The organism is Bacillus sp. SIMBA_074 (assembly GCF_046534555.1).
GTDB classification, from domain to species: Bacteria; Bacillota; Bacilli; order Bacillales; family Bacillaceae_G; genus Bacillus_A; species Bacillus_A mycoides.
Map to the genome: position 1 here is coordinate 1 of NZ_JAWRYM010001046.1, position 245 is coordinate 245.

The 245-nt window shown below is 68.2% G+C and carries 1 protein-coding gene; it reads right to left on the bottom strand.

The genetic code is table 11. The features are described 5' to 3' along the window. Positions 1-180 (bottom strand): hypothetical protein (locus SB773_RS33950; RefSeq protein ID WP_410594885.1); only part of this gene is annotated, 180 nt, incomplete at its 3' end. Between the last annotated feature and the right edge of the window lie 65 nt (positions 181-245).

Sequence of the window (245 nt, forward strand, 5' to 3'; positions counted from 1 at the left end):
GGTGCCGCCCTGGCTGAGTGCGACGATCGCCGAGCCGGCCGAGGTCACGTCACCCGAATGCAGGAAGTAGGTGATCGTGCCGCCGTCGCCGCCGTTGGTGCCGTTGGGCCCGGTGACGTCGGTATCGGTCGCCTGCGCGTTGCCCAGCGGCTGGGCCGCATTGCCGCCGATGGCCTGCATCAGGATCGCGGTCGTGCCCGGCGTGGTACTGGTCCATGGATTGCTGCTGTAGACCGATGTCCATT